The sequence below is a fragment of the Brooklawnia propionicigenes genome (genome assembly GCF_030297015.1).
GTDB classification, from domain to species: Bacteria; Actinomycetota; Actinomycetes; order Propionibacteriales; family Propionibacteriaceae; genus Brooklawnia; species Brooklawnia propionicigenes.
Window position 1 is genome coordinate 2,779,551 of the sequence record NZ_AP028056.1, and the last position, 13,673, is coordinate 2,793,223.

At 67.8% G+C, this 13,673-nt stretch carries 14 protein-coding genes, 1 tRNA gene and 1 pseudogene; 12 read left to right on the forward strand and 4 right to left on the reverse strand.

Annotated elements, in window-relative coordinates; genetic code table 11:
- Positions 1–8 precede the first annotated feature (8 nt).
- From QUE25_RS12850 to QUE25_RS14935, 5 genes and pseudogenes are all read left to right on the forward strand, one after another.
- Entirely contained in the window at positions 9–1,436 is a 1,428-nt protein-coding gene (locus tag QUE25_RS12850) for a type IV secretory system conjugative DNA transfer family protein (RefSeq protein WP_286265628.1), read from the forward strand.
- A 74-nt stretch (positions 1,437–1,510) separates the two neighbouring features.
- Positions 1,511–1,996: a single-stranded DNA-binding protein gene (locus tag QUE25_RS12855; protein WP_286265630.1), complete on the forward strand. Its 486-nt coding sequence runs from the start codon at positions 1,511–1,513 to the stop codon at positions 1,994–1,996.
- Positions 1,997–2,010: 14 nt separating this feature from the next.
- Positions 2,011–2,598, forward strand: coding sequence for a hypothetical protein (locus tag QUE25_RS12860; protein WP_286265632.1), 588 nt, complete (start codon positions 2,011–2,013; stop codon positions 2,596–2,598).
- 16 nt (positions 2,599–2,614) lie between these two features.
- On the forward strand, positions 2,615–2,815 hold the full coding sequence (locus QUE25_RS12865) for a hypothetical protein (RefSeq protein WP_286265634.1): 201 nt from the start codon (positions 2,615–2,617) through the stop codon (positions 2,813–2,815).
- Between the two features lie 166 nt (positions 2,816–2,981).
- Positions 2,982–3,851: pseudogene (locus QUE25_RS14935) on the forward strand (recombinase family protein); the annotation flags it as partial.
- Here the strand turns inward: QUE25_RS14935 and QUE25_RS12875 are convergent.
- From QUE25_RS12875 to QUE25_RS12885, 3 genes are all read right to left on the reverse strand, one after another.
- Positions 3,777–4,352 (reverse strand): hypothetical protein, encoded by a 576-nt coding sequence (locus QUE25_RS12875; protein ID WP_286265639.1) that lies wholly within the window; start codon positions 4,350–4,352, stop codon positions 3,777–3,779. The pseudogene QUE25_RS14935 and the gene QUE25_RS12875 overlap by 75 nt on opposite strands.
- 21 nt (positions 4,353–4,373) lie before the next feature.
- Positions 4,374–4,658, reverse strand: a complete 285-nt coding sequence (locus tag QUE25_RS12880) for a hypothetical protein (protein WP_286265641.1) — start codon at positions 4,656–4,658, stop codon at positions 4,374–4,376.
- A tRNA-Ala gene (locus QUE25_RS12885) sits at positions 4,651–4,723 on the reverse strand. Before QUE25_RS12885 ends, QUE25_RS12880 begins: the two co-directional genes overlap by 8 nt.
- A gap of 183 nt (positions 4,724–4,906) precedes the next feature.
- Between QUE25_RS12885 and QUE25_RS12890 the strand changes: the two genes are divergently transcribed.
- The 7 genes from QUE25_RS12890 (at position 4,907) to QUE25_RS12920 (ending at position 12,844) form a co-directional block, all read left to right on the forward strand.
- Entirely contained in the window at positions 4,907–5,782 is an 876-nt protein-coding gene (locus tag QUE25_RS12890) for a PrsW family intramembrane metalloprotease (RefSeq protein WP_286265643.1), read from the forward strand.
- Between the two features lie 91 nt (positions 5,783–5,873).
- Positions 5,874–7,391: an aldehyde dehydrogenase family protein gene (locus tag QUE25_RS12895; RefSeq protein WP_286265646.1), complete on the forward strand. Its 1,518-nt coding sequence runs from the start codon at positions 5,874–5,876 to the stop codon at positions 7,389–7,391.
- A 23-nt stretch (positions 7,392–7,414) separates the two neighbouring features.
- The gene (locus QUE25_RS12900; RefSeq protein ID WP_286265648.1) at positions 7,415–8,701 is read left to right on the forward strand and encodes an enterochelin esterase domain-containing protein; all 1,287 of its coding nucleotides are present in this window, start codon (positions 7,415–7,417) and stop codon (positions 8,699–8,701) included.
- A 142-nt stretch (positions 8,702–8,843) separates the two neighbouring features.
- A complete protein-coding gene (gene fepB / locus QUE25_RS12905) occupies positions 8,844–9,842 on the forward strand; it encodes a Fe2+-enterobactin ABC transporter substrate-binding protein (protein WP_286265650.1) in 999 nt (332 codons plus the stop codon).
- Between the two features lie 4 nt (positions 9,843–9,846).
- A complete protein-coding gene (locus QUE25_RS12910) occupies positions 9,847–10,881 on the forward strand; it encodes a FecCD family ABC transporter permease (protein ID WP_286265652.1) in 1,035 nt (344 codons plus the stop codon).
- The gene (locus QUE25_RS12915) at positions 10,878–11,954 is read left to right on the forward strand and encodes a FecCD family ABC transporter permease (protein ID WP_286265654.1); all 1,077 of its coding nucleotides are present in this window, start codon (positions 10,878–10,880) and stop codon (positions 11,952–11,954) included. The genes QUE25_RS12910 and QUE25_RS12915 overlap by 4 nt, the downstream gene beginning before the upstream one ends.
- 23 nt (positions 11,955–11,977) lie before the next feature.
- Positions 11,978–12,844, forward strand: a complete 867-nt coding sequence (locus tag QUE25_RS12920; protein WP_340312702.1) for an ABC transporter ATP-binding protein — start codon at positions 11,978–11,980, stop codon at positions 12,842–12,844.
- Here QUE25_RS12920 and QUE25_RS12925 read toward each other — a convergent pair.
- Positions 12,805–13,623, reverse strand: coding sequence for an HAD-IIA family hydrolase (locus QUE25_RS12925; RefSeq protein WP_286265656.1), 819 nt, complete (start codon positions 13,621–13,623; stop codon positions 12,805–12,807). The genes QUE25_RS12920 and QUE25_RS12925 overlap by 40 nt on opposite strands.
- Positions 13,624–13,673: the final 50 nt, after the last annotated feature.

The window sequence follows — 13,673 nt, forward strand, 5'->3', positions numbered from 1 at the left end:
CCGCGCAAGTGGCGTCTGCGCGGGCACTGACGCGACGAGCAGGGACGCTGCGCCCGTCCCTGTCGCAGCCCACGCCCGCCGACCTCGGCTACCGGCTCGGAAGCATCGGCAGGCAGGCGGTGTGGGCGAGCGTCGAGGACTCGATGCTGATCGTCGGTCCACCCCGCTCAGGCAAGGGTCTGCACGTCGTGATTCCAGCGATCCTCGACGCCCCAGGTGCGGTGGTTACGACCAGCACCCGGCCCGACAACCTCACCGCGACCCTCGCGGCGCGCAGACGCGCGGGCGGCAAGGTAGCCGTGTTCGACCCCCAGCACTTGGCCGAGGGCATCCCGGCCGGCCTGCGGTGGTCGCCGATCCGGGGATGCGAATCGCCGCAGACAGCGATGATCCGCGCCACCGGTCTCGCCTCCGCGACCGGGCTGTCGGCTGGCGGTGTGGAAGGCGGTGATTTCTGGGAGGGCAAGACCCGTTCCGTGCTCCAATCGTTGCTCCACGCCGCGGCTCTCGATCACCGCAGCCCGACTGAACTGTTTCGCTGGACTTTGGACCCCGTTGCGGCGGCCGAGGCCGTCGCGATCCTCACCAACCACCCGAACGCGGCGACTGGGTGGGCCGACTCGCTGCACACGATGATCGACGCCGACCCCAAGACCCGGGACTCGATCTGGCAAGGCGTCTCTCTCGCCTTGGCGTCCCTGGCAGATCCGCGCGTCCTCGATGCCGTCTCCCCGGCCGATGGGGAGAGCTTCGACCCGGAGACGTTCATCCGAGAGCGCGGAACCCTGTACCTGCTGGCCACCGGTGCTGGCGCCGGGAACAGTGCCGCCCTGGTGGCAGCGTTCGTGGAAGACCTCGTGGAGACGGCCCGCCGTATGGCCGCTCGCTCCGCTGGTGCCCGGCTCGACCCTCCGCTGTTGCTGGCCCTCGATGAGATCGGGAACCTTGCCCCTCTGCCCAGCCTGCCGACGCTCATGGCCGAAGGTGGAGGGACCGGGATCACGACGATGGCCGTCCTGCAATCGCTCGCGCAAGCACGGGATCGGTGGTCCGAGCATCAAGCCAACGCGATCTGGGATGCCTCCATCGTGAAGATCGTTCTCGGCGGAGCATCGAACTCCCGCGACCTGCAAGACCTCTCCACGCTCATCGGAGATCGCGACGAATACACCGACTCCTCAACCGTCGGGGACTACGGCTCCCGCTCCAACCAGCGATCCGTCCGCAGAGTTCCGATCATGGCGCCCGACCGCATCCGCACACTGCCGTTCGGTACTGCGGTCACCCTGCTGCGCGCAGCCCCGCCGATCATCACCGACCTGCGTCCTTGGCCGGCTCGTCCCGATGGTCGGCAACTCGCCGCCGACCGCAAGCAGATCGCGGAACAGCTGCAAGCCGCCGCGCCCCGCGCCAACGCGACAGCCAAGCAGCCCTGAACCGGGACGCGCACCTGCCTGATGCAACGGCCACCGATCCCGGAGGCCGGTAAACACGAGCAGGAGCACTCTCCATGACTACCGAACCGCACGAGATGACTTCAGAGGCCCCCGATGTGCGCGAAGGCTTCTACGGCTTCGTCGCCTCCACCCCGAGGCTGACATACTCCGACGACGGCACGCCGCGGCTCTACTTCAAGGCCGGGCAGGAGCACTACCAGTACGACAACGGCACCCGGACCAAGCTCACGACCACATTCCACGATGTCGTCGCGTTCAACGGAGCCGCACAGTGGGGCGCCGACAAGCTCGCCAAGCAGGACTGGTTCCTCGCCCACGGGCGCACCAGCCCCAACGTGAACCCGAACACCGGCGTCGAGGAACAGCAGTTCATCGCCAGCAGGCTCGGCCACGACCTCGCCCGCACGACCTACGACATCGACCGCTCCCAGCGCCGCAGCGCAGGACGCGAAGCTGTCGAACGCGGCCAGGACCGCGCCGCCGGTTTCGAGGAACCCGAACGCGATGAGCCCGCTCACGCCGCCGCTCGGACGATGTGAACGCGGAGGTCATGATGAACGAGCACACGCCACGGCCCGACGCCGACGAACCCGACGAGTACGACGAGGTGACCCGGCTCGGTAGCGACGAGCCTGGGGCCGTACACCCGGTGAACTGGAACCTGCTGTTGTCCCACGACCTCGAACAGGAATGGCTCGCGCTGAACCGTTGGGTCGAATGGCTCCGCAAGACCTACGCTCTCCCGGCATCGGTCATCCCGCCGTGTTGGCACCGCCACCCCGAGTTGCAGTGGGAACTGTCAGCGCTGCACCTGCACTGGCTGGGCGCCTACGATCCCGAACAGAACGGCTCCGCACCCATCGGCTGGCACCGCGACTTCGCCCTCGCCCGGGCACGACTGCGCGACTGGGTGACCGCCTCCGGCACCCGCCTCGACCGCGACCGGCCCTCCCGCCAGACAGCCTGGCCGGGCGAGCGGCCGGCCGCCCCCATCGAGGACACGCCGATCGTCAACCGGCGAGACGACTTCGTGCAGTTCGTCCTCGAACAAGTCGCCCGCCGCAAGGACGCCGAAGACGCCTTCTTCCTCGGTCTCGACTCCCCGCCGCGTTTCGGTACCGCCGACAGCGACGACGAGTAGAGCGAAGTGGTCGGGCATGGTGCGGAACTATCAGCCCAAGACTCACCGCAAGCCGGCGGACCGCAACCTGCGGGTGCGGTTCACCAAGCGTGAGCAGATCGACGCCGAGCAGGTTGCCGAAGTGCTCATCCGTGTGGCACTGCGCGAAGCGGGAACCGGCAGCCCGGCAGGACAAGCCGGAACCCAGCTCCGACAACTTCTCAGCCCCGAGCGGTAGAATCCGTGGTGTACGTCCATCCACTGGGCGCTACCGGCAAGACCCCACCATTGCCCGAACCTTCAGCGGTTCGGAAGGCCACCCACTCTCGTTCTCGTGACCGCCATGTGGTGCCCGCGCTCGCCCCTCACCAGGGTGAGCGAGAGCACGAAAGGCAGTCACGAGCATGACTCTCGCCGACCTTCCCACCAGCCTCGACCTCGGCGCGCTGCGCGCGCTGGTCCGCGGGCCGAAGCAGACCGCCACCCTGGCCGGGCTCGGCGGGAAAGAGCCCGCGATCTCCTATCTTCGCGTATCCACCAAGGACCAGGCCACCCGCAACGGCCTCGAAGAAGGCCTGTCGATCCCCGCCCAACGCGAGGCCGCCGACCGCAAGGCCGACCAACTCGGCGCTGTCATCGTGGCGGAGTTCATCGAACCCGGCGAGTCCGCCAAGACAGCCAGGCGCAAAGCCCTCCAAGAGATGCTGGACTACATCGCGAACAACCCGGTGCGGTACTGCATCATCAACAAGGTCGACCGGCTCGCCCGGAACCGCCTCGATGACGCGATCATCCACGCCACCCTCCGCGAGGCCGGCGTCACGCTCGTGTCCGTCACCGAGAACATCGATGAGACACCCTCCGGGATGCTCATGCACGGCATCATGGCCTCCATCGCCGAGTTCTACTCCCTGAACCTCGCCCAAGAGGTCACCAAGGGTCTCGTCCAGAAGGCATCCCTTGGTGGAACCCCGAACAAGGCGCCCATCGGCTACCTCAACGTCCGCACCATCGACGCCAAAGGCCACGAGATACGCGACATCGCACTCGACCCGGATCGGGCCGAACTGATCCGATTCGCGTTCACCGCCTACGCCAGCGGGAACTGGTCACTTTCCACGCTCGCCCGCGAGCTGGAGACCCGGGGCCTGAACACCCGGCCCACACCGTCGTTCCCAGCAAAGCCCGTCACCACGAAGCTACTGCACACCATCCTGACCAACCCCTACTACCAGGGCATCGTCACCTACCGCGAAGTCACCTACCCCGGCACCCACGAGCCGCTGGTCACCCCAGAGACTTTCGATCGGGTCCAGACGATCCTCCACCAGAACAACGTCGTCGGTGACAAGCCCCAGAAGTACGACCACTACCTGAAAGGGTCGATCTACTGCGGCTGCGGCAAGCGGCTCATGTACGAACGCCCCCGCAACCACCAGGGCATCGCCTACGACTACTTCACCTGCACCGGACGACGCCTCAAGCGCAACACCTGCCAGCGCAGCGCCATCCTCGTCCACCGCGTCGAGGACCACATCACCCACGCCTACCAGCAGCAAGGCGTCACCTCCGACGAGGCCACCCGAATCAAGAGCGTGCTCGGGCGAGTGTTCGACGCTCTCGCTGCCGCGTCCGCCGACGAACGAGCCACCCTGAGCGCGCAGAAGGCCAAGCTCGAAGCCGAACAGGTCAAGCTGCTCCAAGCCCACTACGCCGACGCGATCCCCATCGACCTGCTCAAGACCGAGCAAGACCGCATCCGCGCCAGCCTCCACGCAATCAACAGCCGCCTCGACTCACTCGGCACCCTCTACGCCAACGCGAAGATCGGACTCGACGCGATCCTCGACATCCTCACCGACCTGGGAGACCTCTACGCCAAAGCCGAACCCGCCGAACGCCGGATGCTCAACCGGGCACTGTTCACCAAGATCACCATCGATGACGCCGAACACGTCACCACCGAGCCCGTACAGACCATCGCCACGATCCTGGCCACCGACACCAGCCCCAACAACGCTCGAACCCTGCCCCACGATGAAGCGGGGCAGGGTTCGAACGTAACCGGTTATGTGGAGCATAGGGGATTCGAACCCCTGACCTCTTCCATGCCATGGAAGCGCGCTACCAACTGCGCCAATGCCCCAAGTCTTTCAGCACCGCTCGCGCGGCGACCTGAGAAGACTAGCGCACCTTCGAAGCTCGAGCCAAATCTCGCAGCACTCCGTCGCGTCGACGATTTCGCGCGGCCGGAGGCCGTCGCTGATGCGCCCGCCTGAATCGGCGGACACCGATCCTCGTCCCCGAATGCGCCGCTAGCATCGGCCTCATGGTGCAGCCACCTTTCCTTTCACCTCGCCAGACCCGGTTCGTTCCGATGAGTGTGCTTATCGGCGGCATCGTCGCCTATCTCGCACTCCTGTTCGTCCTCGTGTTGACCCAGGATGCGGCTCTGTTCCCTGCGCTGCTCCTGGTCGGAGCGCTCACGGTGCCGCTGACCGTGCTGTTGTGGGCATCGAACGGGCCCCGCGGCGAGCTGTTGCCCTCCGGGATCATCCTGGTGACTGCCCTGGTCGGCGGTGTCGTGGGAATCCTCGTGGCAGCCATCTGCGAATCGATCGCAGCCGCTGTACTCGGAGATTCCATGCTGCTGTTGGTAGGCCTCATTGAGGAGACGGCAAAACTCATCGTGCCCCTGATCATCCTGGCTGTCGCCTATCCGCGCACCGCGCAGGGTGGGGTCGTCATCGGAGTGGCCGCGGGAGCCGGCTTCGCGGTGCTGGAAACCATGGGCTACGGATTCAATGCGCTGCTGGGCAACGGCGGCGGTCTGGGTGCAGTCGATGCGACCCTGCTGGTCCGCGGGGTCTTCGCCCCGGCGGGTCACATCACCTGGACGGGCGTGCTGTGCGCAGCCATCTGGTTCTGGCGTTCCGGAAGACGTCCCGGCCTCGGCGCCCTCGCGACGATCGGCGCCTACCTCGGGGCGATCATCCTGCACACGGTCTGGGACGTCGCTGCCTCCATCCCGTTGCACGTGATCGTCGGCCTGCTGAGCCTGGCCGTACTCGTCCGGGTCGTGGTGGCCGCGCATCATGCCCAGGGAAGCGACGGCGCCCCCCAGCCGGCCGACGTGCCGTGGACGGGAGCGCCGCCGATGGGTCCCTACGGCCAGGGCCCGACGCTGCCACCCACGATCGGCTGAACCGTCGCCGCAGGGCGCCCCGCGGTTACCTCCCCGGCGTCGTCGTCCCGTCTAGACTGGCCGCGTTCGCTTTTGGACGACAGGAGAAGCCGTGAATGCGACCCAGCAGCTCACCTCGCTTGAGCCGGGCATGATCATCCCGGTCGGGGGAGACCGCTACACCCAGGTCGACGCCGACCTGGCAGCAGCCTTCCAGCCCGGTGACCGCCTCTACTCCGTGCAGGACACCGGCGTTCTGCTGCATGTGCCCGCCGCGGTGCACGAGGCCGTGACCCTCCAGGTGGACGCTGCCGCGTCCGCCTTCGAGCAGCTGCGCAGCACCCGCCGCGAACAGATCGCCGAGTTCTACCGGGCCTTCGCCGCCAACCTCACCGCGTCCTGGCCGCAGATCGCCGCCGCCAATGTGGACGACGAACAACGCGCCAAGGCCGCCGGACGCTCCACCACCCGGCTGGTCGTCAGCGAGAAGACCCGCGACGAAATGGTGGCCGGCCTCCAAGGCTGGGCCGAGCGTGTCGAACACGAACTGGCCACGGGCGCTGGCAACGAGATCGGCCGCGTCGATCACGACGACTGGAATGTCCGAATCGTCACCGCACCGCTGGGGGTGATCGCCTTCGTCTTCGAGGGACGCCCCAACGTGCTGGCCGACGCCGCCGGTGTGGTCGCCACCGGCAACACCGCCGTGCTCCGCATCGGATCGGACGCGCTGGCCACCGCCCAGGCCATCTGCGAAACCTCGCTCGACCCCGCCCTGCAGCAGGCCGGGCTGCCGGCCGGCACGATCTCGCTGATCCCGGTTCGCGAACGCTCGGCAGGCTGGGCACTGTTCAGCGACCGGCGGCTGGCGCTGGCCGTGGTCCGCGGCTCGGGACGCGCGGTCACTGAACTGTCCTCGGTAGCCCGTCAATCCGGCATCCCGGTCTCCGCCCACGGCACCGGCGGCGCCTGGATGATCGCCGACTCCAGCGCCGACGGCGCCCGGTTCGGGGCGGCCGTGCGCCACTCGCTCGACCGCAAGGTCTGCAACACCCTCAACGTCGCGGTCGTCGTGGCCGACCGGGCGGAGGAACTGATCCCGGTGCTGCTGGGCGCGGCCGACCAGGCCGCGGCGGCCCGGGGAGGCGTAGCGCGGCTGCACGTCGCCTCCGGCAGCGAGGGCTGGCTACCCGCCGACGTGTTCACCACCACCATCGAGGTCAAACGCGCGGCCGGCGTGGTCGAGGAGCCGCGCGCCACCCTGCTGCCCGTCCACCGGCTCGGCACCGAATGGGAATGGGAGGACACCCCCGAGATCAGCATCGTCGTCGTTGACGGGCTCGAGCAGGCAGCGGGCCTGTTCAACAGCTACAGCCCGCACTTCGTCGCCTCCCTCATCGCCGAGGACGCGACCGCGCAGGCACGTTTCCGGGCGCTGGTGGACGCACCGTTCCTCGGCGACGGATTCACCCGCTGGGTCGACGGCCAGTACGCCCTCGACCAGCCCGAGCTCGGCTTGTCGAACTGGGAGCGCGGACGCCTGCTGGCGCGCGGGGGAGTGCTCACCGGTGCCGACCTGACCACCAGGCAGCTGTTCGCCCACCACGACGATCCCCAGCAGCACCGCTGAATCGGGCTGTAACCTTCGAGATCATGGACGAACAAGCCAGGCGCGCCCGATTGATGAGGACGATCCCTCCGCACAGCTTCCGGCCGTGGCCGTTGCCGCGGGCAGTCTCCCCGGCTGTGCAGCGCCTGGAGGCTGCGCTGGCGGCCGCGTCCGCCGACCAGGTGCCGGCGCTGGTCGACCGGTTCGTGGCCACCGAACTCGCTGATGGCACCCCGCTGATCGAGCAGTCACCGAAGCCGGGCCACAGCATCGTGACGTTCTGCTACCGCGGTGCCGGCGCCAAGCTGGTCTATCTGGCGGCCAACCGGCTGACCGACCACCTCGACCCCGCCGACACCTTGATGCGCAGGCTCGACCGCACCGACCTTGCGGTGCTGAGCGTCGAGATGCCGAACGACTGGATCGCGGGCTATCAGTTCATCACTCCGCCCGCACCGCTACCCAGCGCGGCGCTGCACGAGCCATTCACCGCGCGCCAGCTGCAGTCGATCTCCAAGTTCATCCGCACCGACCCGCTCGCCCGCGAGCATCTGCCCAACAAGCTGCACCCCGAGCAGCACAGTGTCGTCGCCTTGCCCGACGCCATTGCGCTGCCGGCCTCCAGCCGTGCCGAGGGCTGGCAGCGCAGCGATCACCAGATCACCACGCCGGTCAGCGGCAGCGACGTGCCCGTGACGGTCTTCCGGCACCCGCAGGCCGGGGCGGACGCACCGGTCGTGCTCGTCCTCGACGGCGAGGTCTGGCTGCAGGACGATCTGCTCATCAACTCGCTGCATCAGGCGATCGGCACCGGTCGGATCCCGCCGATCCAGTTGGTTCTGCTGCATGCCGGTGGCGCGGGCGCTCGGCAGCTGGACTACGCCTGCGAACTGGACGAATCCGAACTGCTGCTCGAGAAGGTCGCCGATGTGCTGGAGGGCAGCGTGAGCGCGCCGTGGATCACCGCCGGCTCGAGCCTGGGCGGCCTGTTCGCGATGCTCAGCGCGGTCCGTCACCGGGGCCCGATCGCTGGCGCCGTCGCCCAATCCCCGTCGCTGTGGTGGCCGAGCGACGCCCCGATGAACCCGGTCGTGGGGCGCTGGTTCACCGAGTTCGCCGACGCCGCCGGGGCCAGCTCTCCGGTCGTCGTCCAGCTGGGGCTGCTCGAGAACACCCTGGCCACGACCGTTCTGGAGGCTCGGGAGGCGCTTCGCTCGCGAGGCGAACTCATCGAGACCCCCGCCGATCTGGTGCGCGGCGGGCACGACATCGTCTGGTGGCGGCGTGCGCTGCCGGCCGGGCTGATCGCCCAGCTGTCGCGATTCAATTGAGCTGACGGGGTTCGGCAGCTCGGCTCCAACCGTTATGGGGTTGTGACCATATTTCCTGCACGAACGCCACCAGGACCGTTTAGGCGAGGCTAAGCTAACCAGCGTTTGGTCCGAATCCGAGTCCCCGAAAGGAACTCCGTCTATGACACGCAGCCTCGTCCGCTACGGCTCAGCACTGGTAGCGGCCGCCGCACTGGCATTGACCGCCTGCGGTGGTTCGTCCACCGAAGATGCCGGCTCCAGTGCCAGCCCCTCGACCGAGCAATCGAGTTCGGCAAGCTTTCCGCTGACCTTCGAAAATGCCGACGGCACGACCACCGAGATCCCCGCACAGCCGGAACGTATCGTCTCGACCGCGGTCACCCTGACCGGCGGCCTGCTCTCCTTCGATGCCCCGGTGATCGCCTCGGGTGCGGCAGCCAACGGCAAGTTCTTCGCCCAGTGGGCCGACGTAGCCACCCAGCACGGCGTCGAGACCCTGTGGTCGGCCGGCAGCGTCGACCTGGAGGCCGTCATCGCCCAAGATCCCGACCTGATCGTCGTCGCCGCGTCCGGCGCCGACTCGACCAAGGACAACATCGCCGATCTGCAGGCCATCGCCCCGACGATCGTTGTCGACTACTCCGACGGCACCTGGGAGGACACCACCCTCAAACTGGCCGAGGCGGCCGGGCTGACCGACCAGGCCGAAGTGACCATCGCCGACTTCGAGGCGCACGTCAGCGACGTCGCCGGCAAGATCACCGTTCCCGAGGGGAAGGCGAACATCGTCTCCTACAACGGTCCCGGCCAGAACAACCCGATCGGCATGACGACCGGCCCGCACGCTCAGCTGCTCGGTGAACTGGGCTTCACGATCGAGGAACCGAAGGCCGAGTGGCATGCTCAAGAGGGTGGCGCGCGTAGCGACTTCGTCTTCGCGTCCTACGAGAACCTGACCGAACTGACCGCCGAGACCACGTTCATCCTCTCGCAGGACAACGAGGGCGCCCAGGCATTCGCGGACGACCCCGTGCTGGCGAACGTGCCCAGCGTGGTCAACAAGCAGGTCTATGGCCTCGGCAAGAACTCCTTCCGCATCGACTTCTACTCAGCGACCGAGATCGCCGACGGCATCCTGCAGAACTTCGGGAACGCCTGATCCGTTGTTGCGACCATCGACCGACCAGACCACACGGCGTGTCCTCAGCGGACGCGCCGTGTGGCTCGTCGTCGCCGCGGTCGTGCTCGTCGCACTGCTGCCGGTATCGGTGCTGGTCGGCGAGGTACCGATCACCGCGCAGCAGGCATGGGACGCCTACTTTCACTTCGATCCGCTGGTGACCGAACACCTGCTGGTACGCAACGTGCGGGTGCCCCGCACCATCATCGCGGTCATCGTCGGCGCGGCGCTCGGAGCGTCCGGGGTCATCATTCAGGCATTGACCCGCAATCCGCTGGCCGAGCCGGGCCTGCTCGGCGTCAACGCCGGCGCCACCTTCGCGGTCGCCTGCGGTATCGCGATCTTTCAGTATCAGGCGTTGACCGCCGGGCTGGTCTTCGGCTTTCTGGGCTCCGGCCTGGCCGGTGCCGCCGTCTACCTGCTGGGCGGGGTACGCCAGGGTGCGGGCCCGGTCAGGCTGGTGCTGGCCGGGTCGGCGCTCAGCGTCGTACTGCTGGCCGCGACCCGGATCGTCATCATCAACTCCGACGAGCAGGTCTTCAACCGTTTCCGCTCCTGGACCGTCGGTTCGCTCGAAGGCCGTGGCCCCGATCTGCTGCTGCCCACCGGCCTTGCCGTGCTGGCAGGATTGCTGATCTGCTTCGCGCTGGCCAATTCGTTGGACGCCAGCGCCCTCGGCGCGGATCTGAGCCGCTCACTGGGCGCCCACCCCGGCAGGGTGCTGAGCGCTGCCGCGCTGGTGGTCATGCTGATGTGCGGTGCTGCCACCGCGGCGGTAGGCCCGATCAGTTTCGTCGGCCTCACCGCGCCCCACCTCGGACGCCAGATCGTCGGCCTCAACCATCGCAAGCTCATTCCCGCCACCGCGCTGCTCGCCGCTGTCATCGTGCTGGCCGCCGACATCGCCGGGCGCCTGGTGGTCAGCAGCGGAGAAATCAGCGTTGGCATCATGATCGGCTTCATCGGCGCGCCGGTGTTCATCGGGATCGTGCGGCGCAGGAAGCTGGCCCAGCTGTGAACCGCGCGACCACGCGCGAGGCGTCGTCCGGCTCGCAGCCCAGCCCCATCGTCACCGGGCGGGTGTTGCGCGGCAGGGACTTCTCGCTGCTCGTCCAACCCCGGGCGCTGCTGGTCATCGGCATTCTGCTGGCTGTCGCGGTGCTGCTGGCCCTCATCGGCCTCACCCAGGGCAAGGTGGCAGTCCCGCTCGGCGACATCATCCCCGCCATCTTCGGCAACGGCGAGCGGAAACATGTGCTCGCCCTGGGGCTGCGGATGCCGCGGGTCGTGGCGGCGCTGACCGCAGGCGCGGCCCTCGGCGTCTCGGGTGCGGTGTTTCAGTCGGTGTCCAACAACGCGCTCGGTTCCCCGGACGTGATCGGCCTGACCACCGGCGCTGCCAGTGGCGCGATCACCCAGATCGTCTTGTTCGACGCGGGGCCGGTCCAAGTGATGCTCGCCGCCCTGGCCGGCGGCGTCGGTACCGCGCTGGCGATCTACTTGCTGAGCCTGAAAGGCGGGGTGACCGGCGGCTACCGGCTCGTCCTGATCGGGCTGGGCGTGGGAGCGCTGCTCGGCTCCTACAACAGCCTGCTCATGGTGCGCGGTCAGGTGGAGCAGGCGGTCTCGGCCAATATCTGGATCGCCGGATCCCTGGACGGCCGGCAGTGGACGCAGGTGCTGCCCGTGCTGATCGGCACCATCATCGTCGTGCCCATCACGATCCTGCTTGCCAGGAGGGCAACGCTGGTCGAGATGGGCGACGACATCGCCAGTCAGCTGGGGGTTCGGGCCGAGCCCACCCGGCGCTGGCTGATCTTCTGCGGCGTCGCGCTGGCCGCGCTGGCCACCGCGGCCGTCGGCCCGATCGCGTTCATCGCGCTGTCCGCGCCGCAGATCGCGCGGCGTCTCAGCCGGGCCCGAGGGCTCAGCATCGTGCCGGCGGCGCTGATGGGGTCCTGTCTGCTGCTCGGCGCCGATGTGGTCAGCCAGGCCATCCCGACCGCGACCACTCTGCCGATCGGCCAGGTCACGGGCCTGATCGGCGGCATCTACCTCGCCTGGCTGCTCACCCGCAGTAAACAGCTCTGAGCCCGTCCGAAAGGAACCACATCGTGAGCGCAGCACCACACATCCACGCTCAGGAACTCACCTTGGCCTACGACCAGCGGGTCGTCTCGCACGACCTGAGTGTCGAGATCCCGCACGGCAAGATCACGATCATCGTCGGCCCGAACGCCTGCGGCAAGTCCACCCTGCTGCGTGCCATGTCGCGGCTGCTGACCCCCGAAAAGGGCGTCGTCATGCTCGACGGCAAAGCCGTCAACTCCGTCGGATCGAAGGAATTCGCCCGCCGGCTGGGGCTGTTGCCGCAGCAGTCCCAGGCACCCTACGGCATCACCGTGGGCGACCTCGCCGCGCGCGGGCGCTATCCGCACCAGAAGATGCTGCAACAGTGGTCCTACGACGACGAAGCCGCCGTGCGTCGCGCGCTGTCGGCCTGCGGGGTGCTCGACCTGGCCGATCGTCCCGTCGACGAGCTGTCGGGTGGCCAACGCCAGCGCGTCTGGATCTCTCTGCTGCTGGCCCAGGATCCGCCCACCATGCTGCTGGACGAGCCCACGACCTACCTCGACATCGCCAATCAGCTCGAGGTCTTGGAACTGGTGCGCCAACTCAACCAGGACGAAGGCCGCACCATGGTGCTGGTGCTGCACGATCTGATGCTGGCCGCTCGCTACGCCGACCATCTGATCGTCATGCACGACGGCGCAATCGCAGCGACCGGCCCGGTGCCCGAGGTGCTGACCGAGCAGCTCTTGGCCGAGGTCTTCCAGATCCGGGCACAGATCAGCGTGGATCCCCTGACCGGACGGCCGCTGGTCGTCCCGCTGATGTCGCTGCGTCACGAACGCACCGTGCAGCGCAGATCGGCCGGAGATCAGGAGACCAGCGGCACAACCCCGCCGATGCCCTCATGAATGGCCACCGGGCGGAACGGGTAGGTGCTGACATCCTCCAGGGCGGTTGAGCCCGACAGCACGAGGTGGGTCTGCAGGCCGGCCTCCAGACCCGACCGCATGTCGGTGTCCATCCGGTCACCGATGAAGGCCGTGGTCTCCGAGTGCACACCGATGCGGTTGAGCCCTGCCCGGATCATGATCGGATTCGGCTTGCCCACGAAGTAGGGCTTGCGGTTGGTGGCCGTGGTGATCAGTGCAGCCACCGAACCGGTGGCCGGCAGGGTGCCTTCGGGCGAGGGGCCGGACGCGTCCGGGTTGGTGGCGATGAACTTGGCGCCACCCTCGATGAGCCGGATCGCCTGGGTGATCGCCGAGAACGAGTAGTTGCGGGTCTCGCCGAGCACTACGTACTCGGGTTTGGTGTCGGTCATCACGAAGCCCTGCTGGTGCAGCGCGGTCGTCAGGCCGGCCTCGCCGATCACGTAGGCGCTGCCGCCATGACTTTGGGAAGCCAGGAAATCGGCGGTGGCTACGGCACTAGTCCAGATTCGCTCCTCGGGAATGTCCAACCCCGACGTCGCTAGCCGGGCCGACAGGTCGCGCCGGGTGAAGATCGAGTTGTTCGTCAACACCAGATACGGTGTTCCGCTGGACTCGAGGGCGCTGATGAACTCCTTGGCGCCCGGCAGCACGAGGTTCTCGCGAATCAGCACACCGTCCATGTCGCACAACCAGGCGTGTGGGTGCGGGAGGGCTGCGAGTTCTTCTGGAGTCGTGATTCGGATCCCGTAGGTCATCTTCGTCTTTCCTTCCGTGCGGGCGACTGCCACGCGCAATGAGGGAGTCT

Excerpts from the sequence above, each read along its gene's own strand:
- QUE25_RS12855 (WP_286265630.1), top strand. The coding sequence starts at position 1,511 with ATGACTACCGAACCGCACGAGATGACTTCAGAGGCCCCCGATGTGCGC.
- QUE25_RS12860 (WP_286265632.1), top strand. The coding sequence starts at position 2,011 with ATGAACGAGCACACGCCACGGCCCGACGCCGACGAACCCGACGAGTAC.
- QUE25_RS12865 (WP_286265634.1), top strand. The coding sequence starts at position 2,615 with ATGGTGCGGAACTATCAGCCCAAGACTCACCGCAAGCCGGCGGACCGC.
- QUE25_RS12880 (WP_286265641.1), bottom strand. The coding sequence starts at position 4,658 with ATGCTCCACATAACCGGTTACGTTCGAACCCTGCCCCGCTTCATCGTG.
- QUE25_RS12890 (WP_286265643.1), top strand. The coding sequence starts at position 4,907 with ATGGTGCAGCCACCTTTCCTTTCACCTCGCCAGACCCGGTTCGTTCCG.
- QUE25_RS12900 (WP_286265648.1), top strand. The coding sequence starts at position 7,415 with ATGGACGAACAAGCCAGGCGCGCCCGATTGATGAGGACGATCCCTCCG.
- fepB (WP_286265650.1), top strand. The coding sequence starts at position 8,844 with ATGACACGCAGCCTCGTCCGCTACGGCTCAGCACTGGTAGCGGCCGCC.
- QUE25_RS12925 (WP_286265656.1), bottom strand. The coding sequence starts at position 13,623 with ATGACCTACGGGATCCGAATCACGACTCCAGAAGAACTCGCAGCCCTC.